The organism is Dickeya poaceiphila, assembly GCF_007858975.2.
Lineage (GTDB): Bacteria > Pseudomonadota > Gammaproteobacteria > Enterobacterales > Enterobacteriaceae > Dickeya > Dickeya poaceiphila.
On the sequence record NZ_CP042220.2, the window covers coordinates 550,602 to 575,924 of the forward strand.

20 protein-coding genes and 2 tRNA genes are annotated in these 25,323 nt (G+C 52.1%); 18 read left to right on the plus strand and 4 right to left on the minus strand.

Going from position 1 to position 25,323, the window contains the following annotated elements; translation table 11 throughout:
- Window positions 1-229: 229 nt before the first annotated feature.
- A complete protein-coding gene (locus tag Dpoa569_RS02480) occupies window positions 230-1,822 on the minus strand; it encodes a methyl-accepting chemotaxis protein (protein WP_042872991.1) in 1,593 nt (530 codons plus the stop codon).
- 834 nt (window positions 1,823-2,656) lie between these two features.
- On the opposite strand from Dpoa569_RS02480, the gene Dpoa569_RS02485 reads away from it, so the two are divergent.
- From Dpoa569_RS02485 to Dpoa569_RS02495, 3 genes are all read left to right on the plus strand, one after another.
- Window positions 2,657-4,327 carry a methyl-accepting chemotaxis protein gene (locus Dpoa569_RS02485; RefSeq protein WP_146411023.1) on the plus strand — a complete coding sequence of 557 codons (1,671 nt, stop codon included), beginning with the start codon at window positions 2,657-2,659 and terminating at the stop codon, window positions 4,325-4,327.
- Window positions 4,328-4,471: 144 nt separating this feature from the next.
- A complete protein-coding gene (locus Dpoa569_RS02490; protein WP_042872989.1) occupies window positions 4,472-4,942 on the plus strand; it encodes a MarR family winged helix-turn-helix transcriptional regulator in 471 nt (156 codons plus the stop codon).
- 110 nt (window positions 4,943-5,052) lie between these two features.
- A complete protein-coding gene (locus Dpoa569_RS02495) occupies window positions 5,053-5,478 on the plus strand; it encodes an organic hydroperoxide resistance protein (protein ID WP_042872986.1) in 426 nt (141 codons plus the stop codon).
- A 589-nt stretch (window positions 5,479-6,067) separates the two neighbouring features.
- On the opposite strand, the gene Dpoa569_RS02500 is transcribed toward Dpoa569_RS02495, so the two are convergent.
- Window positions 6,068-6,742, minus strand: a complete 675-nt coding sequence (locus tag Dpoa569_RS02500; RefSeq protein ID WP_042872985.1) for a hypothetical protein — start codon at window positions 6,740-6,742, stop codon at window positions 6,068-6,070.
- A 507-nt stretch (window positions 6,743-7,249) separates the two neighbouring features.
- Between Dpoa569_RS02500 and Dpoa569_RS02505 the strand changes: the two genes are divergently transcribed.
- The 3 genes from Dpoa569_RS02505 to Dpoa569_RS02515 all read left to right on the plus strand — a co-directional run bounded on the left by Dpoa569_RS02505 (window position 7,250) and on the right by Dpoa569_RS02515 (window position 8,668).
- Window positions 7,250-7,325: transfer RNA gene (locus Dpoa569_RS02505), tRNA-Gly, on the plus strand.
- 125 nt (window positions 7,326-7,450) lie between these two features.
- Window positions 7,451-8,377: a D-2-hydroxyacid dehydrogenase gene (locus Dpoa569_RS02510; RefSeq protein WP_042872981.1), complete on the plus strand. Its 927-nt coding sequence runs from the start codon at window positions 7,451-7,453 to the stop codon at window positions 8,375-8,377.
- Between the two features lie 215 nt (window positions 8,378-8,592).
- Window positions 8,593-8,668, plus strand: a tRNA-Gly gene (locus Dpoa569_RS02515).
- A 285-nt stretch (window positions 8,669-8,953) separates the two neighbouring features.
- Here Dpoa569_RS02515 and queG read toward each other — a convergent pair.
- A complete protein-coding gene (gene queG / locus Dpoa569_RS02520; RefSeq protein WP_042872979.1) occupies window positions 8,954-10,093 on the minus strand; it encodes a tRNA epoxyqueuosine(34) reductase QueG in 1,140 nt (379 codons plus the stop codon).
- Window positions 10,094-10,270: 177 nt separating this feature from the next.
- On the opposite strand from queG, the gene nnr reads away from it, so the two are divergent.
- The 11 genes from nnr (at window position 10,271) to Dpoa569_RS02575 (ending at window position 22,652) form a co-directional block, all read left to right on the plus strand.
- Window positions 10,271-11,812: a bifunctional ADP-dependent NAD(P)H-hydrate dehydratase/NAD(P)H-hydrate epimerase gene (gene nnr / locus Dpoa569_RS02525; RefSeq protein ID WP_042872977.1), complete on the plus strand. Its 1,542-nt coding sequence runs from the start codon at window positions 10,271-10,273 to the stop codon at window positions 11,810-11,812.
- Window positions 11,809-12,291 (plus strand): tRNA (adenosine(37)-N6)-threonylcarbamoyltransferase complex ATPase subunit type 1 TsaE, encoded by a 483-nt coding sequence (gene tsaE / locus Dpoa569_RS02530; protein ID WP_042872975.1) that lies wholly within the window; start codon window positions 11,809-11,811, stop codon window positions 12,289-12,291. The genes nnr and tsaE overlap by 4 nt, the downstream gene beginning before the upstream one ends.
- Window positions 12,288-13,964, plus strand: coding sequence for an N-acetylmuramoyl-L-alanine amidase AmiB (amiB, locus tag Dpoa569_RS02535; RefSeq protein ID WP_042872973.1), 1,677 nt, complete (start codon window positions 12,288-12,290; stop codon window positions 13,962-13,964). The genes tsaE and amiB overlap by 4 nt, the downstream gene beginning before the upstream one ends.
- Before the next feature lie 23 nt (window positions 13,965-13,987).
- Window positions 13,988-15,937, plus strand: a complete 1,950-nt coding sequence (gene mutL / locus Dpoa569_RS02540; protein WP_042872971.1) for a DNA mismatch repair endonuclease MutL — start codon at window positions 13,988-13,990, stop codon at window positions 15,935-15,937.
- A complete protein-coding gene (gene miaA / locus Dpoa569_RS02545; protein ID WP_042872968.1) occupies window positions 15,924-16,865 on the plus strand; it encodes a tRNA (adenosine(37)-N6)-dimethylallyltransferase MiaA in 942 nt (313 codons plus the stop codon). Before mutL ends, miaA begins: the two co-directional genes overlap by 14 nt.
- A gap of 125 nt (window positions 16,866-16,990) precedes the next feature.
- Window positions 16,991-17,290: an RNA chaperone Hfq gene (hfq, locus tag Dpoa569_RS02550; protein WP_012886271.1), complete on the plus strand. Its 300-nt coding sequence runs from the start codon at window positions 16,991-16,993 to the stop codon at window positions 17,288-17,290.
- A gap of 89 nt (window positions 17,291-17,379) precedes the next feature.
- Window positions 17,380-18,660 (plus strand): ribosome rescue GTPase HflX, encoded by a 1,281-nt coding sequence (gene hflX, locus Dpoa569_RS02555; RefSeq protein ID WP_042872965.1) that lies wholly within the window; start codon window positions 17,380-17,382, stop codon window positions 18,658-18,660.
- Window positions 18,661-18,732: 72 nt separating this feature from the next.
- Window positions 18,733-19,998 (plus strand): FtsH protease activity modulator HflK, encoded by a 1,266-nt coding sequence (gene hflK, locus Dpoa569_RS02560; RefSeq protein WP_042872962.1) that lies wholly within the window; start codon window positions 18,733-18,735, stop codon window positions 19,996-19,998.
- Between the two features lie 2 nt (window positions 19,999-20,000).
- Entirely contained in the window at window positions 20,001-20,993 is a 993-nt protein-coding gene (hflC, locus tag Dpoa569_RS02565; RefSeq protein ID WP_042872959.1) for a protease modulator HflC, read from the plus strand.
- Window positions 20,994-21,053: 60 nt separating this feature from the next.
- A complete protein-coding gene (locus tag Dpoa569_RS02570; RefSeq protein ID WP_042872957.1) occupies window positions 21,054-21,254 on the plus strand; it encodes a DUF2065 domain-containing protein in 201 nt (66 codons plus the stop codon).
- Between the two features lie 99 nt (window positions 21,255-21,353).
- Window positions 21,354-22,652 (plus strand): adenylosuccinate synthase, encoded by a 1,299-nt coding sequence (locus Dpoa569_RS02575; RefSeq protein WP_042872953.1) that lies wholly within the window; start codon window positions 21,354-21,356, stop codon window positions 22,650-22,652.
- A gap of 111 nt (window positions 22,653-22,763) precedes the next feature.
- Here the strand turns inward: Dpoa569_RS02575 and mpl are convergent, their stop codons facing one another.
- Window positions 22,764-24,140, minus strand: coding sequence for a UDP-N-acetylmuramate:L-alanyl-gamma-D-glutamyl-meso-diaminopimelate ligase (gene mpl / locus Dpoa569_RS02580; RefSeq protein ID WP_042872951.1), 1,377 nt, complete (start codon window positions 24,138-24,140; stop codon window positions 22,764-22,766).
- 170 nt (window positions 24,141-24,310) lie between these two features.
- Between mpl and fbp the strand changes: the two genes are divergently transcribed.
- Window positions 24,311-25,315 carry a class 1 fructose-bisphosphatase gene (gene fbp, locus Dpoa569_RS02585; RefSeq protein ID WP_042872949.1) on the plus strand — a complete coding sequence of 335 codons (1,005 nt, stop codon included), beginning with the start codon at window positions 24,311-24,313 and terminating at the stop codon, window positions 25,313-25,315.
- The last annotated feature ends 8 nt before the right edge of the window (window positions 25,316-25,323 follow it).

Sequence of the window (25,323 nt, forward strand, 5' to 3'; positions counted from 1 at the left end):
CCGCCTGATAAAGGCTGGTGCCGGGGATACCGCTTCTTCAACGCTGGGCGGTGTCACGCCTTATTGCGGGACGCAGACTATTATCGTCGTTGGATGTAAAAGATCGCGGGTCTGGTGTAACAAGCCGGTTGATTACTGTGAGCACGCGTTTCTGATGGCGCAATAATCTGGGAAATCAGCCTGCTGTTCATAGCAGGCTGACAGGCGCGTTGGTTTCAGCCTGAAAATATCAACGCAGTGCGGCGATAGCCACTAGGCTACTGTCGTTCAGGTTGAAAAACGTCATGGTGTCGTCCAGGTGTGTGGCTTGCTCGTGCAATGACGAACTGGCGGAGGCGGATTCTTCGACCAGTGCCGCATTTTGCTGAGAGGCTTGTTCCAGCAGGGTGATGGCGGCGTTAACCTGCTCAATACCTTTGGCTTGTTCTGACGAGGCTATTGAGATATCCGCCATGAATTCATTCACGCGTTTAATTTCGTCCATCAGCTGCGCCATATCCTGTGTGGAGTGTGAGGCAACTTTTTCGCCCTGAGTGATTTCATTGGCGGTTTTTTCGATTAACTCTTTGATTTCGCGTGCAGACCCTGCGCTGCGTTGTGCCAGACTGCGAACTTCAGACGCCACGACCGCAAAGCCTTTACCCGCTTCGCCGGCGCGGGCGGCCTCCACTGCGGCGTTAAGCGCCAGAATATTGGTCTGGAAGGCGATGCCGTCCATAATGCTGATGATTTCGTTGATCTTGTTGGAACTGTCGGCGATATGCTGGATACGTCCGATCATCTGGCTAAAGTTGCTGGCATTTTTTTCCGCCAGTTCTGCCACGGAGTTGGTCAGTGTCATGGCTTTGCCGGTGTTAGCGGTATTTTCCTGCACCGACGCGGTGATTTGTTCCATGCTGGCGGCAGTTTGCTCGACGGATGACGCCTGCGCTTCGGTACGGGCAGCAAAATCCCGGTTGGCGGAGGAAATCTGTTCTGCGCCTGCGGCTACGGAACTGGCAGACTCTCTGACATCCAGCACGATTTTGCGAAATGCCTGCTGCATGTCTTTCAGTGAAAGCATGAGTTCGCCCATCTCGGTATTATGTTGAGGCGGAATATCCAGCGTTAATATGCCCTGTTCCATCAGGCCGAAGTAGGTTCTGACTTTCTGCATTGGCGTCAGCACCACGGTGCGGATGAATTTCAGGGTAACCAGGCTTAGCAGCACGACAATCACTAATGTGGCGATGAGAATTTTTATGGTGTGGTAATAGAAATTCTCGGCGTGGTTACTCTCCTCGTCACTGACGTTTTTGGCGAGATCAACGAACTGATTCAGTTTCAGGCGGAATGTCGCGCCTTTTTTTAGCGCTTCAGGCACCAGCGTGTCGTAAAATTGAGCGGTGTTGCGATTGCGCAGCGTAGTTAACATCGGGGCAACGGCATTGTTCATATAGTCGTTGAACAAGGCATCAATCTCGTCGCGTAGCGCCTGACCTTGTGGTGTGAGCGAAGGAATCTTGCGTAGTTCCGCCATGGTGTTGTTAGCTGAGGTGATGTAACCGTCCAGTCGTTCAAGGCTGGCCTGAATCGTGGCGTTATCTTTTTTACCCTCAATAGCCAGCGCAATATTGATACCAGCCAGTCTGGCGTTCAGCATTTCTGAATAAGCGGAATAAAGGGGGATGAGCTGCTCTCCCTCAATGCTGCTGACCTTGCGGATTGACTGGTTGCTTTGTATTGAGGAATACAGACTGAACGAACAAACAGAGAGTAGCAACAGCACAAATACGCCGAGAACACAGTAAAGCCCATTTTTTATTTTGATTTTTTCTAACATCCCTTCTCTCCTTTAAACGACGGGTTTTCCCTGTCTGCCGCTATGGTTGTTTCTGTCTTACAGACATGAAGACAACATCGGTAATTCAACAGGTAAGCTGTGTTTTTCATCAGAAGTGGTCTATCCACTCGATAAGTGGAAAGCCTAATAGTTTTATAACGAAAGGATGTTGATATAGGTCAGGCTGTGTACCGTAATGATTCGTGTCCCTGATTCTCAGCGGTTGCCATATTAGTTAGTCTGGTATCGTTTATGTCTATTGCTTCTGCATCCTTGCATGAGGTTAAGTACAAAAAATGCCTACTATTAAGCATGATGATAAAATGTAATTTTTGTCACAAAAAGGTGCCGTTTATATTTTTTTTATTAAATGGGTTAATCGGGTATTTTCTTTACGTTGTCATGCTATCCGAATTATTTAAGAGATGGGTTATTAAATAACGTGAATGACGGAAGGTTACGTGTTTGTTGATGTAGGTATTATTACTTTACTTTATTTTTTTATCATGAATATATCATTTGGCTATTTAAATATTATTTAATTAAATGACGGAGAAGTTAGGCCGATATATGGAGTGGCATCTTAAATAGCGTAGGCGGTATACCTGATATACTTCAGGTTACAGGCATCCTGATCGCCAACTCGGTTCATTTCATCAGTTCTTATCATGAAGACGTAACTCATGGTGGTGTTCAAAATGCCAGCATATTATCTGGCTACTAGAATTATTCGAGCGGTAATATTATTTAAAACAAGGAGAGTTAACTAAAAATGGCTATTCAATATAACCTTATAAGAAAAAAAGACATATTTTTTCATTTCAGGGGTGCAAAATGAGTATTATTCGTAACATCCGAATTAAAATTATGATGCTGGCTATCCTGGTTACATTTACCTTGTTATGGGGTGGGGTGTCAGTTTTCTCTCTGTATTCACTAAATAGCCTGACAGATGAGATTGGCCTGACGAATGTACAGCAAATTAACGGCGATATTATCAATGGTGCCAGCGATAGTTACTACAAAGTCAAATTATTGATGGATGAAGTTGTTATTGCTGAAAATAACAGCGAACGTGAGCGAAAATTGCTTAGTGACGCAGCGGCGGACGTGGAATTTCTGAAAGGCGGGTTGGCGCAGTTCAAGGTTACAGATCATGCTAATATCAGTAGCAAATCCATTGATGATATTTATAACAGTTCCTACCAGTTGTTCAGCGAGGCGATTGTGCCGATGCTGGATGTGGTCAGGCAGAATAATCACGATGTTTATGCAAAACTCGTTGCGGAGAAATACAACCCGCTGCGGGTGAAATTCACCACCGCCATCAACGAATATAATCAGATTATTAAAAATCTGAAAACAGAAGCGCAGGCTCGCATTTCTGCCTGGGTGTACTGGTGTAAGGTTACGCTAATCGTTGCCATGATTGTCGGATTAGGCGTGCTGGTATTAACGGATCGTTATCTTGCGATTCAGATGGGACATCCGCTGGAGAAAGTTAAAGCCCATTTGCAAATTCTGTCGAATGGGAAACTGGACGTCACGATTGGCGAAATGGGGAATAATGAGGTTGGGCAGCTTATCCCGTTCGTTAACGCCATGCAGCATAGCTGGATAAAAACGGTGGCTGAGATTCGCCGAAGCGCCAGTGAAATCTATCACGGCAGCAGCGAAATCGCTGCTGGCAACAGCGATTTGTCCTCGCGTACTGAAGAACAGGCAGCTGCCTTGAGTGAAACGGCTGCCAGCATGGAACAATTGGGCGCGGTGGTGAAACAGAACGCCGATAACGCTCAACAAGCCAGCGTACTGGCCAAAGATGCATCAGCCGCGGCCAACAACGGCGGCGAAGTGGTGCACGCAGTGAGCACCAGTATGCAAAATATTACCCACAGTTCGCAGAAAATCGCCGACATCATCAACGTCATCGATGGCATTGCCTTTCAGACTAATATTCTGGCGCTGAACGCGGCGGTGGAAGCGGCGCGAGCCGGAGAAGCCGGGCGTGGGTTTGCGGTGGTGGCGAGCGAGGTCAGAAATCTGGCTCAGCGCAGTGCTCAGGCCGCGAAAGAAATCAAAACCTTGATTGACGAATCAGTGGACAATGTCAAAAACGGTTACGAGCAAGTGTCTCTGGCCAGCAAGTCGATGGAGGATATCCTGAAGTCGGTCACCAATGTGACGGATATCATGGGGGAAATCGCCTCGGCGTCCAGCGAGCAGAGCAAAGGGATTTCTCAGGTGGGAACCGCCATTACGCAAATGGACAGCGTGACGCAGCAGAATGCGGCGTTGGTTGAACAGTCTTCAGCGACCTCGTCTTCGCTGGAAGAGCAGGCGCACCACCTGAACGAAATTGTAGCGGTGTTTAAACTGCCGGGCGTAGCCGCTGCGCAGACAGCGCGCCGGGAACACAAACCGGCTGAGAAGGTAGCGGCGCTGGCTAACCTGAGTCCGGTATCACGGCAGGGAAAATCCAGCGACGACTGGACATCGTTCTGAATTTTACGGCGTCAGGCGTGACGCAGGGTTAAATCGGGATCAAACTGACAGGCGCGGCGATGCGCAGGGTGCCGCGCCTGTTTTTTGGTATTTTAAAATCTAAATCGTTTGCTATTTAATTTTGAGCGATGTAAAGTGGCGACCATGAACAGAAACGATACCAACACCAAACCGATACTGAGTGACGAGGCTTTCCGGCTGGATGGTCAACTCTGTTTCGCGCTCTACTCAGCGAATCTGGCGATGAACAAGTTGTATCGCCGTTTGCTCGCGGAGCTAAACCTCACTTATCCCCAGTATCTGGTGATGCTGGTGCTGTGGGAACGCGATGGGGTCACGGTATCTGAACTGGGCGAGCGCCTTTTTCTGGATTCCGCTACGTTGACGCCGCTGCTCAAGCGCTTGCAAACCGCGGGGCTGGTAACGCGCCGTCGTGGCACGGAAGATGAACGCCAGGTGCTGATTGAGCTGACTGATGACGGGCATCGTTTGCAGGAGAAAGCGAAGGCGGTGCCGCAAGGCGTATTCTGTGCATCAGAATGTAATATCGAGCAGCTGCGTGCCATCAAGCGCGAGTTGGAAATGCTTCGCGCCAGTCTCATCAGACATATTTGATGGCGTGGTGTTCATTTATTGACTATATTTTTCATAATCAATTAAATAGTGTGCGATTTAATTTTTAACGATTAAATTCGCCAGTTTCATTTACTCAAAGGAGTCACATGATGTCTATTGAAAAAGTTCTCTACGTTGCCCATGCCGAGGTTACCGGTGGTCGTGATGGTCGTGCGGTTTCTTCCGACCAACAGTTGGATGTTAAATTGACTACTCCGCGTGAACTGGGTGGAGCCGGTGGTGCGGGGACTAACCCTGAACAACTGTTTGCTGCTGGTTACTCCGCCTGCTTCCTGGGGGCGCTGAAGTTTGTCGGCGCACGCGACAACGTATCGATTCCGGCGGGCACCACCATTAATGGCAGCGTGGGGATCGGTGCGATCCCGAACGGCTTCGGCATCGAAGTGGAGTTGAAAATTACATTACCGGGTCTGGACCGTGCGACAGCGGAAGATCTGGTACAGAAAGCACACATTGTCTGCCCGTACTCCAATGCGACGCGCGGCAACATTGATGTAAAACTGACGGTTATCTGAGTCAGGTGAAAGCAAACATAACGTATTTCTCCCCGGCGTCAGCCGGGGAATCTGTACACAGGCTAAGGGTTGATAAACTAAAGTACCTTTTTGAGAAAGCGAGCGGTGCGCGGATGGGCCGGATGGTTCAGTACCTGATGTACGCCGTGTTTACCTCGATTCTGCCGTCCACGATACACATCACTTAAACGCCACTTTCTACGAGTAATCGCAATCCGTTTTTCTGCATTGAATATACCGGGGTAAGAAAACTTTTCAGGATGGGCGTTGGTGACTCAGGAATGGTTATGCAACCGAGATAAGAATATTTGTTGAACAATATCATGATGAAAAGCAAGCCAATGAGAATAAAGGGGTCACGACATCGGTTATTGTGATTCTCTTTTTTATGATAAAGCGATGTTGTACTCGCTAAATTTTATTGGGTTATTTATGGAGTGGTATTGACTATAAAAATATATAGAAAAACAAGCTGCTACAAATAAGGAGAAATATAGGCGTTATCGTCCTGGTTTGTTCGATCATCGCCTGATTGCAAGTGATGGCGGTTGGTTCCTGAACCCGTCGAACAGTAGTTTGAAAGCCAGGCTCAAGGTGCAGGGTTGACCGTCGGTGACGATGTTTCCTGCCGGGGGTTGCCTTGCCTGATAGTAAGTAGCATTTCCAACAAGCTTGGATAATCGACCAGACTGGAAAAATCCAAGGGGTAAGCCTTGTCGCGGTTGGGAAGGATATGGCATTGCAATTCCCGTTCGTAGTGGCGTGGGTATTGCGCTTTTTCAATCGCAGGTAACGAGCGATAGTTTTTCAGTACTTCGGTAAAAAAGCGTATTTGCCATTGTGGCTGACCATAGTTGAGACGAGCCTGTGTGACAATGTGCTGACGCCAGGCCTGGTCCTGTGCATAAGCTTCACTCCAGGCGGCACGGCGTTCATTTAGGGTAAACACGCCGCTATCGTCGTAGACTATCAACGATAATTGCTGATAAGTCAGCCCATTGAACGGGTTTGTACCTATGCCATTGGCAAAAGCGGTGGCCTGACGGACTCGCGCCAGACGCTCGCGGACATCGGCAGTTGGCTGGCCGGTGTCGCCCTGAGCGCTATCGCCGTCTTCTATACTAGTGAGCTGATCGAGCAGCGCTCGCGCTTTTTGCTGTAATTCCTGTCGGCTCATCGTTGCTTCCCGTGCGCGGGAACGCACGGCGGCGTCATGTAATTGCCGTTCAAGCAAGGAAGACAAAAATATATTAACGTCCGGCATCAGCGTACTCTCCAGAAATGGGCCAGCAACCTGCTTTTTAAAACGGCTTTTTAAAAGTCCGCATAAAAAGAATTAAAGGGTGGTTGTGGTGTTGTCGAGTAATAACGCTACTGGAAACTGACAGTATTATTCTGATTTTGATGTGTCAGTCATTGATGTTTTATTCAGTGTCGGCTTAATTTGCCAGAACAAAGGTTCGCACTCAATCAGATTTTATAGCTAAAACATCTTATTTTTTCGTTGGCGGAAAAACTGGCGGAAAAATAGTGGCGCCTGTGTCGCCTGGTACTGACTAGTCATCAGTGACGGTTTCTTGTGTAGGTGTCGTGTTATTCGATTGGCGATATTATAAACAAACAAAACAATGGGTATGAAAAAGGGCTTGCCATAGAGAAACAACCAGTCCATAATCAGCGCCATTCCAAACGCCTTAAAGTGTTAAAGCCTTTATAATCAATAGATTACAAAGAATTAGATGCTTAAAGGCGCTTTGAATAACCCTTCTACGCGGGAATAGCTCAGTTGGTAGAGCACGACCTTGCCAAGGTCGGGGTCGCGAGTTCGAGTCTCGTTTCCCGCTCCAAATTTTTCTTCTTTCTATCAGTAAATACTCTTTTATCTCAATCTATTAGTCAACAAGCTACCGTTATTTGGCGTTGCCGTAGTTTCATATATCATCAGCGGCATGATTATTCACTGGTGATAACAATGATATCCATTTTGCTGTTGGATTCCCGTGCGGATGAACTACGAGATATGCTGCATAACGTGGCGCCAGGCTTGCCGCTGGTGATTGGCTCAGGTGAACCTGCTCAGGCTGCAACCTGCGACATCTGGGTAGGCGAGCCAGACAAGGCTGCCCGGTTGCTGGCTCAGGGGGTGAAACCTCTCTGGCTGCAGTCAACCTGGGCCGGCTATCAACCTTTGCTGGCCGCAGGGCTACCGCGTGATTATCGCTTAAGTCGGGCGGTGGGGGTATTTGGTCAGCCTATTGCTGAATACGTAATAGCCTATCTGTTGCAGCATGAGTTGCATCTGGCGCAACGTTATCGGAGTCAGCGGAGTGGTGAATGGAAAAAGGTATTGCCGGGATCACTGTTTGGGCGTCGGGTGTTGATTGTCGGCGCGGGGGATATAGGCCGTGAAGTAGCGGTTTTTTTGCAGCCGTTTGGCGTAGTGCTGCACGGTATTGCTCATTCACCGCGTGAGATGCCACTGTTTGAGCGCGTGGAAGGATTATCGTCGCTTGAACGGGCTGTTGCATCAGCTGATTATGTCATCAACATCTTACCGGATACGCCAGAGACGACGAATATCTACCATGCGAAGGTGTTTGCTGCGATGAAGCCTTCGGCATTATTTATTAATGTGGGTCGCGGTACTGCAGTGGTGGATGCCGATTTGTGTACTGCCTTGAGCGAGAGGCGGATCGCTGCGGCGGTGCTGGATGTGTTTCGGCAAGAACCGCTACCGGAGTCGCATCCTTTCTGGCAGACGCCGAATCTTACGATCACCGCACATGTTGCCGGACCTCTGGTGCCAGCCCGGTTGGGGGAATTGTTTTTGGATAATCTGCCGCGCTTCCGGCAAGGGCTGGCGCTGGTGGGTGAGGTGGATTTCTCACGGTCTTACTGATGATAAAATGTTGGTTTCTGAATAAAGGGGATAAAATTGTTTTTTCCCTCTTGTCAGCGTGGGCAGATTGGTTCATAATGCTGCCCTCTTTGCGATGCAGTGTTTAAAGTTCAATTAAATCAATGAGTTAGTTGCACAATTACAAGGGTGGCGCAAAATATGTCCACGCCAGTTTGCGTTTGTTGAAAAAACGTCAATACTTAAGCGTTGCATGTGCGGGAATAGCTCAGTTGGTAGAGCACGACCTTGCCAAGGTCGGGGTCGCGAGTTCGAGTCTCGTTTCCCGCTCCAGTTTTTCACTCTCCTATTCTTTTTCAGTTGTCATATCGTTTTTCTGCATATGTTCATACTTTTCTGAACAGACTTATCCACAGCCTAAAAACAGGCGTCGTGTACTTACGTTGAAACATCATGAAAAAGATTTTATTTCAAAACATTGAAATAAAAAGATAATTTTATGATAAAAAACGATATCCAGATCACTTGTACTTTTTGTGATGATTGATTGACAACGTTTTTTTAAAATTATCCACAGATAAATCGTTCAGCCTCGTCAAACCATTGCAATGCAAAATTTCAGGCATCTCGTGGCAAACCTTTCTCGACTGCGCGGATCAATCGCTTTTTTTGCGGCAACTGAATGTCAACAGCGTACTGCTCACGTCGTACCAATTGTTGGCTGATTGCCCAGTGAATGTGTTCGTCCAGCAAGGCGCTTTCCCCTAATCGGGTTTGCAGCGCCAGAACAATGCGATCTTCGTAGGGGGCGTTGCCCAGCGCGACTGCAATATTGCGCAGCCAACGTTCGTGGCCGATGCGGCGAATGGCTGAGCCTTCAGTGACTCGCAGGAAACGGGCTTCATCCCAGCTAAATAATTCCAGTAACTCCGGTGCGTGCAGCGCCGCCCGTGGGCTGAAGTCGGGTTCATCGGTGAGTTGTGAGAAACGGTTCCAGGGGCAGATCAACTGACAATCGTCGCAGCCGTAAATGCGGTTTCCCATTAAAGGGCGCAGGGACTCCGGAATGGGGCCTTCCAGTTCAATCGTCAGATAGGAAATACAACGGCGGGCATCAACGGTATAAGGTTCGACAATAGCGCCGGTAGGGCAGGTCGTCATACAGGCGACACATTTGCCACACTGTTCTTCAACCGGCTGGTCTACCGGCAAAGGAAGGTCAATCAACAGTTCTCCCAGAAAGAACCAGGAACCAGCCTCCCGGTTCAACACCAGTGAGTGCTTGCCAACCCAGCCAAGCCCGGCTTTAGCAGCCAGTGGCCGTTCCATGATCGGCGCGGAATCGACAAAGGGGCGAAATTGCAATTCACCGCAGTGCTCTTGAATCCGGTCGCCCAGTTTTTTCAGCCGCTGACGCAGTAGCTTATGGTAGTCGCGCCCCAAGGCGTAGCGGCTGACATAACCGAGGTGCGGGTTTTTCAGCGTGCTGGCAAACGCGGCTTTGGGAGGCAGATAATTCATGCGTACACTGATGACGCGTAACGTACCGGGCAGCAGTTCATGCGGGCGTGCTCGCATCATGCCATGACGCGCCATCCATTCCATTTCGCCGTGATACTGCTGGTCTAGCCACGCCTGAAGCCGGGGTTCTTCATGAGACAAATCGGTGTCGCAAATTCCCACTTGCTGGAAACCCAATTCAAGCCCCCATTGTTTAATGAGTTGTGCGAGTTTGTGGAGATCGTCGGGGTATGTCATGGGTAACCATCAAGAAGAAACCGGGAAGCTGATTTTATCATTTGTTTCTCTGACACCGCTTGTGCTGAATTGAATTCAGCGTATTCGTTATCTTTTTCCGTTTATCGGTGTATGGCCCTTCCCGGCAGACCTTGCTAAGTTGGGGCGCACTATCCTGCTTACCGACTGAGGGATGAGATGCATCAAAACCAACGCGTGTATCAGCCCGGCGGATCCTTAGCCGACCTGCCTCATACTGTTTTTTTGCCTGACTGGTTGCGCCGTGAGGAACCCAGAGCGGCGGAGTTTGTCGGCGTCTCATTACATACGCTTATGCTGCGTGCGGGCGATGCGGCTTTTCGTATTGCACGGCAGCAGTATCCTGCTGCCCGGCACTGGTTGATTCTGTGCGGGCATGGCAACAACGGCGGCGATGGGTACGTGGTTGCCGCGCTGGCACACAATGCCGGACTGACGGTAACCGTAGTCGCGCAGCGTGGCAATCAGCCTCTGCCGGCAGAAGCGCATCTGGCGCGTCAGGCATGGCGTGATATGGGCGGCAGCGAACAGCATGTGGATGCGCCATGGCCTGATGGTGTAGATTTGATCATTGACGGACTGCTGGGAACCGGGCTAACGTCCGCTCCCCGCGCACCTTATGATGCGCTGATTATTCAGGCTAACCACCACCCGGCACCGATCATCGCGTTGGATATTCCCTCTGGATTGAATGCGCAAACCGGCGTTTACTCAGGGGCTGTGATTCACGCCGCGCACACGGTGACGTTTATTACGCTCAAACCCGGCATATTAACCGGACAGGCACGGGATGTCGTCGGGCGGCTTCACCACCATGATTTGGGATTGGGCGACTGGCTGGCGCAACAGACAGCGCCGATTGCGCGTTTGACAGCGTCCTCGCTGACGCAATGGCTGAAGCCGCGACGTCCAGGCGCGCACAAAGGCGAACATGGCCGATTGCTGATTATCGGCGGCGATGAGGGCACCGGCGGTGCGGTTTTTATGGCGGGAGAAGCGGCACTACGTAGTGGTTCGGGCTTGGTGCGAGTGCTTACTCACAGGCACTATCTGGCCACGTTACTGGTGGCGCGCCCGGAACTGATGGTGCAGGAACTGACCACGGATTCGGTCAACGCGGGCATCGAATGGGCTGATGTGGTGGTGATAGGACCGGGGTTGGGTCAGCGTGAATGGGGAAAAAACGCACTACGAATCGCAGAAAATTGTAACAAATCCATGTTATGGGATGCTGATGCGCTCAACCTGCTGGCAATCAGTCCGCATAAACGTCAGAATCGCGTTTTGACGCCTCATCCCGGTGAAGCGGCCCGTCTGTTGAACTGCCGGATTGCTGATATTGAGAGTGATCGCTTACTTGCTGCGCAACGTCTGGTAAAACGCTATGGCGGCGCTGTTGTGCTAAAGGGTGCTGGTACGGTGCTGGCAAACGAACAGGGCGCACTGGCGATTGCCGATGTGGGGAATCCAGGCATGGCGACTGGCGGCATGGGGGACGTGCTGGCGGGTATGATTGGGGCGATGTTGGCGCAAGGGCTGTCGTTGTATGACGCGGCCTGCGCTGGCTGTGTGGCTCACGGCGCGGCAGCAGATTGGCTGGCGCAGCGACAGGGCACACGCGGGATGTTGGCAACCGATTTGATGGCGGTATTGCCGCAGTATGTAAATCCTGAGCGGATATCCTTAGAAAACACAGAATGAAGACGCTTTTGTTACCTTTGCCGGATGAGGCAGCTACGATTGCGCTGGGGGCGGCGTTAGCCAGAGCCTGCGAGTGCGCTACTATTATTTATCTACTGGGTGATCTGGGGGCGGGTAAGACCACGTTGAGCCGCGGATTCCTGCAGGCGTTGGGTCACCAGGGTAATGTGAAAAGCCCGACCTATACGCTGGTGGAGCCTTATGCGCTGTTGCCGCGCCCGGTATATCACTTTGACCTTTATCGACTGGCGGACCCTGAAGAACTGGAGTTCATGGGGATTCGTGACTATTTGTCGCAAGATGCTATCTGCCTGATTGAGTGGCCGCAACAAGGCGCAGGCATCCTGCCGGATGCGGATATTGAGTTGCAGCTCGGTTATCAGGGCGTGGGCCGACAGGCGGAGATTAAAGCCCGTACACCAGAAGGTGAACGGATTGTGGCGGCATTGGCTGCACAACCGGAGCAGGAAGCGCCATGACTATGCGGTTGATGAGAGCGTTGTCAGGGCTATTGCTGATGCTGTCATGGCCGCTGTGGGCCAGCAGCCTGACCGATATTCGTGTGAATAACGCAGCCAGTGAGGCGATTGTTACGCTGAGTTTCAGTGGTCAGCCAGTATATGAATATTTTTCGTTGAGCAACCCGAATCGGGTGGTTATCGATATCAGTCAGTCCGGCGTCATGAAAGGATTGCCGCTGGCGTTTAATGGCCAGAATCTGATTGGCCGCATCCGTACCAGCAACGCCAAAGACCCTAAAAGCCTGCGTCTGGTTATCGACCTGACGCAGAAGGTACAGGTCAGGGCGGCGAAGGATGGTGCGAGTGCAGTGTTTACTCTGACTGGTGAGCGCAAACCTACAGCCCGTAAGCCTATAGCGCAGCCGTCGGCGCAGGTCGGGCGCAATCCGCTGGTACCTCAGACATCCACTGCCGCCGTCGCGTCGGTGCCGACCCGTGTGTCAGGGCGGTCAGGCAACGGCGAGAAAATCATTGTAGCGATTGATGCCGGCCACGGTGGTCAGGACCCCGGCGCGACCGGGCCGGGTGGGCTACATGAAAAAAATGTCACTATCTCGATAGCGCGTAAGCTGCGCGCCATTATGAGTGCCGACCCGGAGTTCAAACCGGTTCTGACCCGTGATGGCGACTACTTTATTTCGGTGATGGGGCGTTCCGACGTAGCGCGCAAGCAGGGGGCTAACCTGCTGGTTTCGATTCATGCCGATGCCGCGCCTAACCGTGGCGCGACGGGGGCATCGGTATGGGTATTATCCAACCGGCGCGCCAACAGCGAAATGGCCAACTGGCTGGAACAACACGAAAAGCAGTCCGAGTTGCTGGGTGGCGCGGGCGATTTGCTGGCCAACAGCGCTGCTGACCCTTACCTGAGTCAGGCGGTGCTGGATTTGCAGTTCGGCCATTCACAGCGGGTAGGCTACGATGTGGCGGTAAAAGTGTTGCGTGAATTGCAGCGGGTGGGCAGCTTGCATAAGCGCCGGCCAGAGCACGCCAGCCTGGGTGTACTGCGTTCACCGGATATTCCGTCTTTACTGGTGGAAACCGGGTTTATCTCTAATCCGAGCGAGGAACGGCTGCTGGGCAGCAACGAGTATCAGGAAAAAATTGCCAACGCTATCTATCAGGGGTTGCGCAGCTATTTCCAGACTCATCCGTTACAAAATGTCCCAAAGCAGGAAAACCGTCCGCTCGGTTTGCAGACGGTGAAGAAAAAGACCACAGCCACTGAGCCTGTTCAGGCAGCAACAGGGGCAACGGGGCGTCATACTGTGGTGACCGGAGAAACGTTATCGGGAATCGCCGCGCGTTATGGTGTCAGTATGGACGCCATTCGTGACGTTAACCACCTGAAGAAAGACGTGGTCTGGGTGGGGCAGCGGCTGAAGATTCCATCCGACGCTTCATCGGTGGCTGGAACAGCGTCAGCGACGAAGAGCAAACCCGTTGTGACCACCCTATCCCCGCGCACGAAGAAAAGCGCAACCGTGATAAAACACAAAGTAGTGCGGGGCGATACGCTGAGTGACATCGCTAGCCGGTATGGCGTAAGTATGAAAGTTATCCAGCAGGCGAACAACATGTCTTCCGGTACTGTGCAGTTAGGGCAGACGTTGATTATCCCTTCTGCCTGATCCGGTTGAAACGAGGAGAATCCATGTCGATTCAGGTGCTGCCGCCCCAGTTGGCGAACCAGATTGCTGCCGGTGAAGTGGTAGAGCGGCCTGCGTCGGTCGTTAAAGAACTGGTGGAAAACAGTCTGGATGCTGGCGCGACGCGAATCGATATTGAAATCGAACGCGGCGGTGCGAAGCTGATTCGCATTCGGGATAACGGCTGCGGTATTGATAAGTCAGATCTGGCGCTGGCGCTGGCTCGTCATGCCACTAGCAAAATAGCCACGCTTGACGATCTGGAAGCGATTGTCAGCCTGGGATTTCGCGGCGAAGCGCTGGCCAGTATCAGTTCCGTCTCCCGGCTGACGCTCACATCCCGCACTGATGCGCAGACTGAGGCGTGGCAGGCTTATGCCGAAGGGCGTGAGATGGCAGTGACCGTCAAGCCGGCGGCACATCCGGTTGGCACGACACTGGAAGTGCTGGACCTGTTTTACAACACCCCAGCCAGACGCAAGTTTTTGCGTACCGAAAAAACCGAATTCATGCACATCGATGAAGTGGTGCGGCGCATTGCGCTGGCCCGTTTCGATGTGGCGATCACGTTACATCACAATGGCAAGTTGATCCGGCAATATCGCGCCGTGTCGGAGCCGGCGCAGCGTGAAAGGCGGCTTGGCAGCATCTGTGGCGCGGCGTTTTTGCAACATGCGCTGGCCGTTTCCTGGCAGCATGGCGATCTGAATATTCATGGTTGGGTGGCGGACCCCGCCGGGTCGCGCCAGTTGCCGGAAATGCAGTACTGCTATGTCAATCGGCGCATGATGCGCGACCGCCTGATCAATCATGCGATTCGTCAGGCGTATCAGGATCAATTGCGAGACGAACAGCAGCCCGCTTATGTGCTGTATCTGGACGTCGATCCCCATCAGGTGGATGTCAATGTGCATCCGGCCAAGCATGAAGTCCGCTTTCATCAGGCCCGGCTGGTGCATGACTTTATCTATCAGGCGGTGATGACGGTATTGCAGCAGGCTGCATCACCGGGTTTGAGTGGTGCTGGTGATACGCAGGCGTCGGCAACGCCATGGCAGCCGGAAAACCGCATCGCTGCAGGTGAAAACCATTTTTCCCGGCCAGTCCAGCCAGCGCCGGAAACGTCGGGAATCGTAGCCTCGTCGAGTCACTCAGGGCGTCATGCTCGTGACCAGTCGTCTGCCCGAACGCAGACGACTGGTTATCAAAAGAAGCAAGGCGAGCTGTACCAGCAGTTGCTGCATACAGAATCTTCGCAGCCGCAACATGTCGCTCGTGAGGCTCCGCCAGTAAGGGATAAGGTTACGCCAGTAAAGGATGCGCCAGCGGTGCAGCCTGATGTAACGGAAAAAGCCGCGGTCTTCGATGCCCCTCCGCTGGAGAGTCATGTACTGAGCTTGGGACGTGTGCTGACGGTGTACCCACCTGATTATGCGTTGGTGGAGTATCGTCAGGGGTTGGCATTGTTGTCGTTGACGGTAGCTGAGCGTTTCCTTCGTCAGGCCCAATTGACGCCGCCGGAAACCGGCGAGGGATTGCGGCCTCAGCCGTTGTTGATTCCCCAACGGCTGACGTTGAATGCATCTGAACTGGTGGTTATGCAGCAGCAACAATCATTGTTGGCCTACATGGGGATAGAGGTTGACGTTGCACCGCCGCGTGCCACGTTGCGGGCGGTACCTTTACCTTTGAGGCAACAAAATTTACAAAACTTGATTTCTGACCTGTTAGGCTATCTTGCTGATTATCAAGACGCAAAGCCTGATATGGTGGCGGGGTGGATAGCCGGACAGCTCGATAACGAGCGTGAAAGCTGGACACTGGCTCAGGCCGTACAGTTGCTGTCCGATGTAGAGCGTTTATGTCCTTTTCAGGTAAAAACGCCGCCGCCAGAATTGTTATATGTGATGGATATTGAATCTGCCATCAGGGCGTTGAAGCATGAACGAGTTTGAAACAGCGCAGCATCCGCCAGTCATTTTTCTTATGGGGCCGACGGCGTCTGGGAAAACCGCGCTGGCGATGGCATTGTGCGAGCACCTTCCTGTTGAGTTGATTAGCGTGGATTCGGCGCTGATTTATCGTGGTATGGATATCGGCACGGCAAAACCCAGTCAGGAAGAGCTGGCGCGCGCCCCGCATCGCCTGCTTGATATCCGTGATCCGGCGCAGGCCTATTCCGCCGCAGATTTTCGGCGCGATGCGCTGCAGGCGATGGCGGAGATCACTGCCGCAGGGCGTATTCCGCTACTGGTGGGCGGCACTATGTTGTATTTCAAGGCATTGCTGGAAGGGTTGTCGCCGTTGCCGCCAGCGGATGCGCAGGTACGTCAGGAGATAGAAGAACGTGCCCGAACTGAGGGATGGGAGGCGTTACATCGTCAGTTGAGTATCATTGATCCGGTGGCGGCGGCTCGGATTCATCCAAATGATCCGCAGAGACTGTCGCGGGCACTGGAAGTTTTTTTCGTTTCAGGTAACACTTTAACTGAGTTGACAAAGACATCCGGTGAAGCGTTGCCCTATCGTGCTCATCAGTTTGCCATTGCTCCGGCAACCCGCGAATTGTTGCATGAGCGGATAGCGCTACGCTTTCGGCAGATGTTGGACGCAGGCTTTGAAGCAGAGGCGCGGGCGCTGTTTGCACGGGCGGATTTGCACCCTGCGTTGCCGTCAATTCGTTGTGTCGGATATCGCCAGATGTGGTCATATTTGTCGGGAGAAATAGATTACGATGAAATGGTGTATCGTGGTATCTGTGCCACCCGTCAACTGGCAAAGCGCCAGATTACCTGGTTACGAGGCTGGGAAGGGGTTCGCTGGCTTGACAGCGAGCAGCCCAAAGAGGCGTTACGCGCAGTGATTCAGGTTGTTAGTGCATAGGTTAGTCGATTGTGTACAATTGCCTGTCGCTGCAATTAACTGATTCCCGGAAAAATTTTTATAACGTTATTTTAGAACCGCAGGGTTCTTTGTTACAAACAACAAGCAAATAAGGAAAATATAGAATGGCTAAGGGGCAATCTTTGCAAGATCCGTTCTTAAACGCTTTGCGTCGTGAACGTGTTCCGGTTTCGATTTATTTGGTTAATGGCATCAAACTGCAAGGCCAGATTGAGTCTTTCGATCAGTTTGTGATTTTGCTAAAAAACACGGTCAGTCAGATGGTGTACAAACACGCCATTTCAACGGTAGTACCGTCTCGCCCGGTGTCGCATCACAGTAATAATCCTGGCTCAAATAACTACCATGCCAATAATCAGGCGGCACAGCAACAGCCGCAGCAGGAAAGTGATGACGCTGAATAACGCGTCCTTACCAGTTTACCACGGCGGGAAAGTCACTGATTTCAGCGGCTTTCACTGCCGTGGTCGCTTTTTTCTGAGAGGGTGCCCGGTTGTTTGACCGTTATGAAGCCGGTGAACAGGCCATACTAGTTCATATTTATTTTTCGCAAGAGAAAGATACTGAGGACCTGCTGGAGTTCGAATCCCTGGTGTCTTCAGCCGGAATAGACGCGTTGCAGGTAGTTACCGGCAGCCGTAAGGCACCGCATTCCAAATATTTTGTCGGCGAGGGCAAGGCGGAAGAGATCGCGCAGGCGGTCAAAGCGACCGGTGCCTTTGTCGTATTATTCAACCATGCATTGACACCGGCGCAGGAACGTAATCTGGAGCGATTGTGTGAATGCCGGGTGATTGACCGCACTGGGTTGATTCTGGATATCTTTGCTCAACGCGCCCGCACCCACGAGGGGAAACTGCAGGTTGAGCTGGCGCAATTGCGTCATCTGGCGACGCGTCTGGTGCGTGGCTGGACCCATCTTGAACGCCAGAAAGGCGGTATCGGTCTGCGTGGGCCGGGTGAAACCCAGTTGGAAACCGACCGACGCTTATTGCGCAACCGCATCAGCCAGATTTTGTCACGCCTTGAGCGGGTGGAGAAACAGCGAGAGCAAGGGCGTCGTGCGCGTACGCGTGCCGAAGTGCCGACCGTTTCGCTGGTGGGATACACCAACGCCGGCAAATCGACCTTGTTCAATCGTATGACATCAGCAGATGTTTATGCCGCTGACCAGCTGTTTGCCACGTTGGACCCGACATTGCGTCGCATTGATGTCGATGATGTCGGCGACACTGTGCTGGCGGATACGGTCGGATTTATCCGTGATTTGCCGCACGATCTGGTGGCGGCGTTCAAGGCGACATTGCAGGAAACCCGTGAAGCAACCCTGTTGCTGCATGTGGTCGATGCCTCTGATTCACGCGTGGATGAAAATATTGATGCGGTGAACGAGGTGTTAGCTGAAATTGACGCGGACGAGATTCCATTTTTGTTGGTCATGAACAAAATTGACCGGCTTGAGAATATGGTGCCGCGTATCGACCGTGATGAGGAAAACCGCCCGGTTAGGGTGTGGCTTTCTGCTCAGACCGGGGAAGGGATTCCATTATTATTTCAGGCGTTGACTGAACGGCTTTCCGGGAAAATTGCACATTATTCTCTGCATCTTCCTCCGGATGCCGGGCGTCTGCGAAGCCGTTTTTACCAATTGCAGGCTATAGAGAAAGAGTGGATTGAGGAAGACGGCAGCGTAGGGTTGGTGGTCAGAATGCCCATTATCGACTGGCGGCGCCTGTGTAAGCAGGAGCAGAAATTGCAGGATTATATTGTCTAATCGACACAGACAGTCTCGTAACTCTGGGACATTGACCCCGAAAAATACCTATCATAATGAATGGAGCTAAACATGGCGTGGAATCAGCCCGGTAATAACGGACAAGACCGCGACCCGTGGGGGAGCAGCAATAACAATAGCGGCAACTCTGGCGGAAACAATAAAGGTGGACGGGATCAGGGACCGCCTGACCTCGATGATATATTCCGTAAGTTGAGCAAAAAGCTCGGCGACTTGGGGGGTAAGTCATCTGGTTCTGGCACGGGGTCTCAGGGCGGCAATGGGAATACCAGCCGTATTCTGGGTCTGGTCGTGGCGGCAGTCGTAGTGGTGTGGGGCGTGAGTGGTTTTTACACCATCAAAGAAGCCGAGCGTGGCGTGGTTACCCGTTTTGGTAAATTCAGCCATTTGGTTGGTCCGGGTTTGAACTGGAAGCCGACCTTTGTTGATTCGGTACGCGCTGTAAATATTGAATCTGTCCGTGAGCTGGCGACGTCCGGCGTTATGCTGACCTCTGACGAAAATGTGGTACGGGTGGAAATGAACGTCCAGTACCGCGTCACCCAACCGGATAAGTACCTGTTTAGCGTCACCAATGCCGATGATAGCCTGCGTCAGGCTACCGACAGCGCGTTGCGTGGGGTAATCGGCAAGTACACCATGGACAAAATCCTGACGGAAGGGCGCACTATCGTGCGTACGGATACCCAGCGCGTGCTGGAGGAAACGGTACGCCCGTACGATATGGGCATTACTTTGCTGGATGTGAACTTCCAGACTGCTCGTCCACCTGAGGAAGTCAAAGCCGCGTTTGACGATGCGATTGCCGCCCGCGAAAACGAGCAGCAATACATTCGTGAGGCGGAAGCCTACGCTAACGAAGTCCAGCCGCGCGCTAATGGTCAGGCGCAGCGAATTCTGGAAGAATCCCGCGCTTATAAAGACCGTACGGTGCTGGAAGCGCAGGGTGAAGTTTCCCGTTTCTCTCGTCTGTTGCCGGAATACAAGGCTGCGCCGGAAATTACCCGTGAACGTCTTTATATTGAGATGATGGAGCGTGTGCTGAGCCATACCAACAAGGTATTGGTGAGTGACAAGAGCAACAACCTGATGGTTCTACCGCTTGATCAACTGATGCGTGGCCAGTTAGGTGTTTCAAATAATGCGCCGATGAGCGGCAATGCTGTGAATCCAGCGCCGTTGCGTCTGCCGTCAACCTCATCGGGCAGTAATGGTGTCGGCTATGCACCACGCTCTTCCGGTAACAACGGCACTATTATGGATCAGCGTCGCGCCAACGCGCAGCGTGATGAGATCATTCGCGTAGGGAGAGAATAATAATGCGTAAGTCAGTCCTCTTTATTCTTGTCTTGTTACTGCTGGTGGTCTATGCCTCGCTGTTCGTGGTGCAGGAAGGTCAGCGTGGTATTGTCATGCGTTTTGGTAAAGTGTTGCGTGACAATGAAAACAAGCCGCTGGTGTATCTGCCTGGCCTGCATGTGAAGATCCCTTTTCTGGAATCGGTAAAAATGCTGGATGCCCGCATCCAGACCATGGAAAACCAGGCTGATCGCTTTATTACCAAAGAGCAGAAAGACCTGATTGTCGATTCCTATATCAAATGGCGCATCAGCGATTTTAGCCGTTACTACCTGGCTACCGGCGGTGGTGATGTGTCTCAGGCGGAAGTGTTGCTGAAACGTAAGTTTAGCGACCGTCTGCGTTCCGAGATTGGTCGGCTGGATGTAAAAGGTATTGTGACCGATTCTCGTGGTCAGTTGATGTCTGATGTGCGTGAAGCGCTGAATGCCGGTACCGGTGAAACCACGGAAGCGGACAACGCGATTGCTTCAGCGGCAGCGCGGGTAGAACGTGAAACCAGCGGTGAGATGCCGCGGGTGAATCCCAACAGTATGGCAGCGCTTGGGATAGAAGTGATCGATGTACGTATCAAGCAGATCAACCTGCCTGCTGAGGTATCGGATGCTATCTACCAACGTATGCGTGCTGAACGTGAAGCCGTAGCTCGCCGTCATCGTTCTCAGGGACAAGAGCAGGCTGAGAAGATTAAAGCGGCGGCTGACTATGAAGTGACCCGCACGCTGGCAGAAGCCGAGCGTCAGGGGCGTATTATGCGTGGCGAAGGGGATGCTGAAGCGGCTAAGTTGTTTGCCGCTGCATTTAGTCAGGATCCCGCTTTCTATAGTTTTATTCGTAGCCTGCGAGCTTATGAGCACAGTTTTAGCACGAATCAGGATGTTCTGGTGCTTAGCCCCGATAGTGATTTCTTCCGTTATATGAAATCGCCTGATAAGAGCCTCTCTGCTCGCTAAGGTTGTTACTACTACTTTATCAAGCCCGTGTTTACGGGCTTTTTTCTGTCTGGAGTGTTTATGGATGTGAACATCTGGCTTTCACTGGGGTTAGTGTTGATTATGGAAGGTTTGGGGCCTTTGTTGTTTCCACGTATCTGGCGGCGGATGATCCTGACCATGTTGCAGCTACCCGATAATATTTTGCGTCGGTTTGGCGGTGGTATTGTGGTTGCAGGGTGCGTGATCTACTACATGTTGCGTAGCCGAACAGGCGGCTGAAATTTCCGCTAAAAATGTGCGCAAACGTGTGCTAAAAGTACTGAAAGCCGAAAGATGAGATGCTAGAATCCATTTTTAACCAATCTGGTGATTCTTGAGATGGGTAAGAACGTTGTCGTACTGGGCACCCAATGGGGTGACGAAGGTAAAGGCAAGGTCGTAGACCTGCTGACTGAACGGGCCAAGTATGTTGTGCGCTACCAGGGTGGTCACAATGCTGGTCACACGCTGGTTATCAACGGTGAAAAAACCGTTCTTCATTTAATTCCCTCCGGTATTCTGCGCGAGAATGTCATTAGCATCATCGGTAACGGTGTTGTGTTGGCGCCGGATGCGCTTCTGAAGGAAATGACCGCACTTGAGGCGCGTGGCGTGCCGGTACGTGAGCGTATGTTGCTTTCCGAAGCCTGCCCACTGATTCTGCCGTACCATGTGGCGCTGGATAATGCCCGCGAAAAAGCACGTGGCGCGAAAGCTATCGGGACGACTGGCCGTGGTATCGGCCCGGCATATGAAGACAAGGTGGCGCGCCGTGGTTTGCGCGTTGGCGATCTGTTTGATCGGGAAAGCTTTGCCATCAAGCTGAAAGAAATCATGGAATACCATAATTTCCAGCTGGTGCATTACTACAAAGCGGACCCGGTGGATTACCAGAAAACATTGAACGACGTGCTGGCGGTAGCTGACATCCTGACCGGGATGGTAGTGGATGTGTCAGATTTGTTGTACAAGGCGCATCAACGTGGCGATTTTGTCATGTTTGAAGGGGCGCAGGGAACGTTGCTGGACATCGACCACGGCACTTACCCGTACGTGACCTCTTCTAATACCACCGCGGGTGGTGTAGCGACCGGTTCCGGTTTAGGGCCGCGTTACGTCGATTATGTGCTGGGCATCGTCAAAGCCTATTCCACTCGTGTGGGTGCCGGTCCGTTTCCGACCGAGCTGTTCGACGATGTTGGTGAACATCTGTCGCAGAAAGGCAACGAGTTCGGTGCGACCACGGGGCGCCGTCGCCGTACCGGCTGGTTGGATGCGGTTGCTGTGCGCCGTGCGGTACAGATCAACTCTCTGTCTGGTTTCTGCCTGACCAAACTGGATGTTCTGGACGGCCTGAGCGAGGTGAAAATCTGCGTTGGCTACCGTATGCCGGATGGCAGCAACGTGGATGTGACCCCGCTGGCCGCCGATAGCTGGGAAGGGATCGAACCGATTTATGAATCCTTGCCGGGCTGGTCTGAAAGTACCTTTGGCGTGAAAGAGTACAGCAAATTGCCGCAGGCTGCGCTGAACTACATTAAACGCATCGAAGAAGTGACCGGTGTGCCGGTGGATATCATTTCCACAGGTCCGGACCGTGAAGAAACCATGATTTTGCGTGATCCTTTCGACGCCTAATCGCAAGTGGTGATCGTGACTGCATAAAAAAGGACGGGCTGGCCCGTCCTTTTTGCTATCTGCTTGCCGGCAAGTCTGTTGCCGGTGACCTACGTCGCTTGTGATAACCCGTTACTCTTGGTTGGCTTGTGCCTTGGCGCTTAATGCATCCAGCAGTTTGTTGTGGATATTACCGAAGCCGCCGTTGCTCATCACCAGAATATGATCGCCGGGTTGAACGGTTTTGCTGATCATCTCCACCAGCGTGTCGATATCTGCGCTCCACCAGGCTGGCTGAACACAGGCATCAGCGACTTCAGCCACCTGCCAGGGAATATGCTGAGGTTGGAACAGGAAGACCTCGTCAGCGCGCCCAAGCGCTGGTGCTAACTCGTTTTTGCAATGACCCATTTTCATGGTGTTGGAGCGAGGCTCCAGCACGGCGAGAATCCTTGCGGTGCCGCCCACTTTGCTACGTAGGGCGGCCAGTGTAGCGAGAATGGCGGTCGGGTGATGGGCAAAATCATCGTAAACCGATACGCCATACGCGGTGCCGCGTAGTTCCAGCCGACGGCGGGCGTTAATAAATCCGCCGAGTGCGCGACAGGCTTCTGCCGGTGTAATGCCGACATGGCGTGCCGCCGCGATGGCCATCAGGCCGTTATGCATGTTGTGTTCGCCCACCAGATTCCAGGTGACTTCTCCCGCCAACTGGTCATTGAGATACACCTGAAATACGCTGGCGTCGGTGGTGATTTTTTTCGCCTTCCAAATGCCTTCTTCCCCCACCAGTTCCTGTTCGCTCCAACATCCCATGCTCATCACCTGTTTCAGATGCAGGTCGTGAGATGGAACGATGATGCGACCTTTGCCCGGCACCAAACGCACCAGATGGTGGAATTGTTTTTGGATAGCTTTGAGGTCGTCAAAGATATCGGCATGGTCAAATTCCAGATTATTCAGAATGAGCGTACGCGGGCTGTAGTGAACGAATTTGGAGCGTTTATCAAAGAAGGCGCAGTCGTATTCGTCTGCTTCCACTACGAAGAACGGGCTGTCTCCCATACGGGCAGAGACATTGAAGTTGCCCGGCACGCCGCCAATCACGAATCCAGGCTGGTAGCCGCAATCTTCCAGAATCCAGGTTACCATGCCGGCGGTGGTGGTTTTGCCATGGGTGCCGGCGACGGCGATAACCCAGCGCTCGCGTAGCACATGATCATGAAGCCATTGCGGACCGGACATATACGGGATATTTTGTTCCAGTACCGCCTCAACGCAGGGGTTGCCGCGGGTCATAGCATTGCCAATGATGACCAGATCAGGCGCGGGATCTAACTGTGCGGGATCGTAGCCTTGGATCAGGGTGATCCCTTGTTCTTCCAGTAAGGTACTCATTGGCGGATAGACGTTAGCATCCGAACCGGTTACCTGATGTCCTTGTGTTCGGGCCAGCAGCGCCAGTCCTCCCATGAAGGTGCCACAGATTCCTAAAATATGAATACGCATACGTTTTCCATCTATATTCAGAGAGTCTGCCGTCCATTCTAACGCTTGGAATACGTCATAAGAAATGGATTTGCTAGGTACTCGCTTTCTCTTTGGGCTACACTGCAGACGCAAACGCTGGCGGTACAAAAATAAAACCGCTTTTCATTCGTAGATTCTGGAATAGTGTTATGAAAACGTTAGGCGAATTTATCGTCGAAAAACAGCACGATTTCTCTCATGCCACTGGTGAACTGACCGCATTGCTGTCGGCTATTAAACTGGGTGCGAAGATTATCCACCGTGATATCAACAAGGCTGGTTTGGTGGATATTCTGGGGACCAGCGGCGTTTCCAATGTTCAGGGCGAAACGCAGATGAAACTCGATCTGTACGCCAATGAAAAGCTGAAAGCGGCGCTGAAAGCACGCGGCGAGGTGGCCGGGATCGCTTCCGAAGAAGAAGACGAGATCGTTATCTTCGACGGTGAGCGCGCCGAAAACGCCAAATACGTGGTATTGATGGACCCGCTGGACGGTTCTTCCAATATTGACGTCAATGTCTCTGTCGGAACCATTTTTTCTATTTACCGCCGTATTACCCCGCTGGGTATGCCGGTGCGTGAAGAGGATTTCCTCCAGCCAGGCCACAAGCAGGTCGCTGCGGGTTATATCGTTTATGGCTCTTCCACCATGTTGGTGTACACCACCGGTCATGGCGTACATGCCTTTACTTATGATCCTTCGCTTGGGGTGTTCTGCCTGTCTCACGAACGCGTGCGTTTCCCGGAGAAAGGCAACATGTACTCCATCAATGAAGGGAACTACATTAAATTCCCGCTGGGCGTGAAGAAGTACCTCAAATACTGTCAGGAACAGGATGAGGCGACGCAACGCCCATACACCACCCGTTACATCGGTTCGCTGGTGGCGGATTTTCACCGCAACCTGTTGAAGGGCGGCATTTATCTCTATCCGAGTACGGCCAGCTATCCAGAAGGGAAACTGCGTTTGCTGTACGAATGCAATCCGATGGCGTTTCTGGCGGAGCAGGCGGGCGGTAAAGCCAGCGACGGCAAAAACCGCATTCTGGACCTCGTACCGCAGAAATTGCATCAACGTGCGCCGTTCTTTGTCGGTAATACCTCGATGGTAGAAGATCTGGAAGGATTCCTGCGCGACTACCCGGACGCGTAACGCACGTC

Excerpts from the sequence above, each read along its gene's own strand:
- Dpoa569_RS02480 (WP_042872991.1), bottom strand. The coding sequence starts at position 1,822 with ATGTTAGAAAAAATCAAAATAAAAAATGGGCTTTACTGTGTTCTCGGC.
- Dpoa569_RS02485 (WP_146411023.1), top strand. The coding sequence starts at position 2,657 with ATGAGTATTATTCGTAACATCCGAATTAAAATTATGATGCTGGCTATC.
- Dpoa569_RS02490 (WP_042872989.1), top strand. The coding sequence starts at position 4,472 with ATGAACAGAAACGATACCAACACCAAACCGATACTGAGTGACGAGGCT.
- Dpoa569_RS02495 (WP_042872986.1), top strand. The coding sequence starts at position 5,053 with ATGTCTATTGAAAAAGTTCTCTACGTTGCCCATGCCGAGGTTACCGGT.
- Dpoa569_RS02500 (WP_042872985.1), bottom strand. The coding sequence starts at position 6,742 with ATGCCGGACGTTAATATATTTTTGTCTTCCTTGCTTGAACGGCAATTA.
- Dpoa569_RS02510 (WP_042872981.1), top strand. The coding sequence starts at position 7,451 with ATGATATCCATTTTGCTGTTGGATTCCCGTGCGGATGAACTACGAGAT.
- queG (WP_042872979.1), bottom strand. The coding sequence starts at position 10,093 with ATGACATACCCCGACGATCTCCACAAACTCGCACAACTCATTAAACAA.
- nnr (WP_042872977.1), top strand. The coding sequence starts at position 10,271 with ATGCATCAAAACCAACGCGTGTATCAGCCCGGCGGATCCTTAGCCGAC.
- tsaE (WP_042872975.1), top strand. The coding sequence starts at position 11,809 with ATGAAGACGCTTTTGTTACCTTTGCCGGATGAGGCAGCTACGATTGCG.
- amiB (WP_042872973.1), top strand. The coding sequence starts at position 12,288 with ATGACTATGCGGTTGATGAGAGCGTTGTCAGGGCTATTGCTGATGCTG.
- mutL (WP_042872971.1), top strand. The coding sequence starts at position 13,988 with ATGTCGATTCAGGTGCTGCCGCCCCAGTTGGCGAACCAGATTGCTGCC.
- miaA (WP_042872968.1), top strand. The coding sequence starts at position 15,924 with ATGAACGAGTTTGAAACAGCGCAGCATCCGCCAGTCATTTTTCTTATG.
- hfq (WP_012886271.1), top strand. The coding sequence starts at position 16,991 with ATGGCTAAGGGGCAATCTTTGCAAGATCCGTTCTTAAACGCTTTGCGT.
- hflK (WP_042872962.1), top strand. The coding sequence starts at position 18,733 with ATGGCGTGGAATCAGCCCGGTAATAACGGACAAGACCGCGACCCGTGG.
- hflC (WP_042872959.1), top strand. The coding sequence starts at position 20,001 with ATGCGTAAGTCAGTCCTCTTTATTCTTGTCTTGTTACTGCTGGTGGTC.
- Dpoa569_RS02570 (WP_042872957.1), top strand. The coding sequence starts at position 21,054 with ATGGATGTGAACATCTGGCTTTCACTGGGGTTAGTGTTGATTATGGAA.
- Dpoa569_RS02575 (WP_042872953.1), top strand. The coding sequence starts at position 21,354 with ATGGGTAAGAACGTTGTCGTACTGGGCACCCAATGGGGTGACGAAGGT.
- mpl (WP_042872951.1), bottom strand. The coding sequence starts at position 24,140 with ATGCGTATTCATATTTTAGGAATCTGTGGCACCTTCATGGGAGGACTG.
- fbp (WP_042872949.1), top strand. The coding sequence starts at position 24,311 with ATGAAAACGTTAGGCGAATTTATCGTCGAAAAACAGCACGATTTCTCT.